Origin of the sequence: Pseudomonas sp., assembly GCF_026224925.1 — a bacterium.
Lineage (GTDB): Bacteria > Pseudomonadota > Gammaproteobacteria > Pseudomonadales > Pseudomonadaceae > Aquipseudomonas.
The window spans coordinates 1-2722 of record NZ_JAMFRV010000104.1 but is presented as its reverse complement, the minus strand read 5'-3'; the positions used below and the strand labels follow the sequence as shown (position 1 = coordinate 2722).

Below are 2722 nucleotides of genomic sequence, written 5' to 3'. Positions count from 1 at the left end.
TTGATTACCAAGGAGTTTCCGTTTCATCTGCTCCGGAAGAGGTGCGAATTATAGGCCCAGAAAAAGTTACGTCAAGGGTTAATCCAAGCTTTCTATCAAATACCGCAAAACGATAGGAAACCAAGCCCCATTCCCCTCCTATATATAGCTGCAGCGCGCCAGCGAGCCGAACTTGCTGATTAAACCAGCATCGCCAACCGCCACGACTGACCAGTCTCGGCGGTCGCGATCAGCTTTTCCAACGCCATGGGTTTGGCGAAGTAGTAACCCTGGGCCTGACCCGCCCCCATTTCACGCAGTAAGTCGAGGGTTGCCTGGTCTTCAACGCCCTCGGCAACGACCGAGAGATCCAGCGACTCGGCCATCCGCACAATTGCCCGCACAATTGCCCGGCTGCGGGGACTTGTGGTGAGCTCAAGGATGAACGACTTGTCGATTTTCAGACCACTGAAGCGGTACTGATGCACATAGCTCAGCGAAGAGAATCCCGCACCGAAGTCATCCAGCACCACAGACATCCCGCTGTTAGCCAGTTGCTGCATGGTCTGCCGAGCAATGGCCGGCTCCGCCACCAGCGCACCTTCGGTCAGTTCCAGGCAAATCCGCGACGGTGCCACGCCGTGCCGTTTCAGTAACGACAGCACTTCGCTGGCGAATTCAGGACGGGTCATGCTGTAGCTTGAGCAGTTCACGTGCACCGGCGGCCACTTGCTGTGCTCAGGCTGCGCAAGGATCTGCGCGATGCTGGTTAACATGTAAAAATCGAGTCGTCCAATTAGACGCAAGCCTTCGACGTCCGGCAGGAAGTCGCCCGGAGGGATCACGCGACCATCCGCCTGATGCCAGCGAACAAGAGCTTCAAGCGCAATCAACTCCCCGGTTTCAACGCTCACAATCGGTTGGAAGTAAGGTAAAAGTTCGTCCGTGCGTTTGAGGGCATTACGCAAGGCGCCTTCGCGCTCGACCTGATCCGACACTTCACGCCGCACTTCTTGATTGAACACTGCATAACTGTCGCGCCCGGCACTTTTTACCCGGTACATGGCCATGTCAGCGTCGCGCAACAAGTCGGCCGGTTCGTGGTGAAACTGAACGTCCGCGCTGACAATGCCAATGCTGCAGGATGAAAACACTTCATGCCCGGTGATGAAGAATGGCAGGTCGAAAGCCGCCAGAATTCGCTCGGCGATATCAATCACTATGTCCAGCGGTGCCTCGGGGGCCATCACCGCAAACTCGTCGCCACCGAGTCGAGCCAACATGTCCGTATCACGCAGGCAGCCGCGCAGACGGTTGGCCGCTTCACACAGCAGCAGGTCGCCAAAATGATGGCCAAGGCTGTCGTTAACGACTTTGAAACGGTCCAGGTCGATAAACATCACTGCCAATGGCCGTCCGTCTTTGCCAAACCGCTTCCAGGCTGAATCCAGACGCTGCTGCAAGTAAGTTCGGTTGGGTAAGCCGGTCAAGGCGTCATGGGAGTTTTCGTGCTTTAGTTTGGCGTTCGCATCGTCAAGCTCGCGAGTCCGATCCTGAACCCGGGCTTCGAGCTTCAAATTAGCGGCGTGTACAGCGTCAGCGGCGCTGCGCCGTGACAAAGCCGTTTCGATGTGCCGCGAAACAAAGGTCAGCAGTTCTTGGTCACGCAGTGAGTAACTGAATTGGGTGCTGTAACTCTGCACCACCAACACACCACAAACCACACTGCTCTCGAACAACGGAACGCCTAGCCATGACTGAGAGCGCGTTGCGTCGTTGAATATATCGATTTCACCGACCTCCTTCAGGCGTATCGCCTCCGCGGCGTCAATCAAGCAAGGCCGGCGCTGGCGAATCACGTATTCGGTGAAACCACGCTGACGGCGCCGCGCAAATGGACGCCCTCCTAATTGTTCATCGACGTAGTAAGGAAAGGTGACCTCTGAAGTAGCTTCGTCAAAAAGTGCAATGTAAAAGTTCTTGGCAAACAGTAAGTCTCCGACGATGACGTGCAGGCTTTGAAACAACTCCGCCATGTCGCCGGGCCTGCTCGATAGTTCGGCGATCTGGAATAACACGTTCTGCAAGTGTTCAGCGCGCTCTCTTTCGACAACTTCCTGGCGCAGCGCACTGTTAAGCTCGGACAGCTCAAGTGTCCGGCGCATGACCGTCTCTTCGAGGTCCGCGCGGTGCAGCAGCCGATCCAGTGCCATTGCCACATGGCGCGCGACCACCAGAAACAGCGCTCGGTCTTCGGCGCTGTAAACCCGCGACACGTCATACACCTGCATCGCCAACATGCCGAATACTTCGTCGGAAGCGTTTTTCAGCGGTGCGCCCATCCAGAACTCCGGACGCTCACCCACACAATAAAAACGCCCTTCGGCCTGTGCAGCGCGAATGGCCGATGCATCAATCAATAAAGGTTGACCAGAGGTCAATACTTGCCCGGTCATCGACAGGTGCGCAGGGTCAAGGAACTCGTAGTTCTCGGCCTCTAAGGCGTCAACGTCAATGATATCGACGTAATAAGGGTAGGCAATCTTGCCGGTATGCGGGTCGTACAACGCGAGATAGAAATTTTCCGCATCAATCAACGTGGCGAGGAGTTGGTGGATGCCCACGAGAAACACTGATCGGTCGCGCGTGGAACTGGCTAGATAGGTAATTTCATACAAGACCCGCTGGGTAATCTGGGCCCGAGCCAGGGTATCTGTCTGGACCTGCCGGCCCAGGCGCATAG

At 56.1% G+C, this 2722-nt stretch carries 1 protein-coding gene; it reads right to left on the bottom strand.

Annotation, left to right across the window (positions count from 1 at the left end):
• Window positions 1–179 precede the first annotated feature (179 nt).
• The coding region (locus tag M0974_RS04660; RefSeq protein ID WP_297833394.1) for an EAL domain-containing protein at window positions 180–2722 on the bottom strand (2543 nt) is incomplete at its 5' end.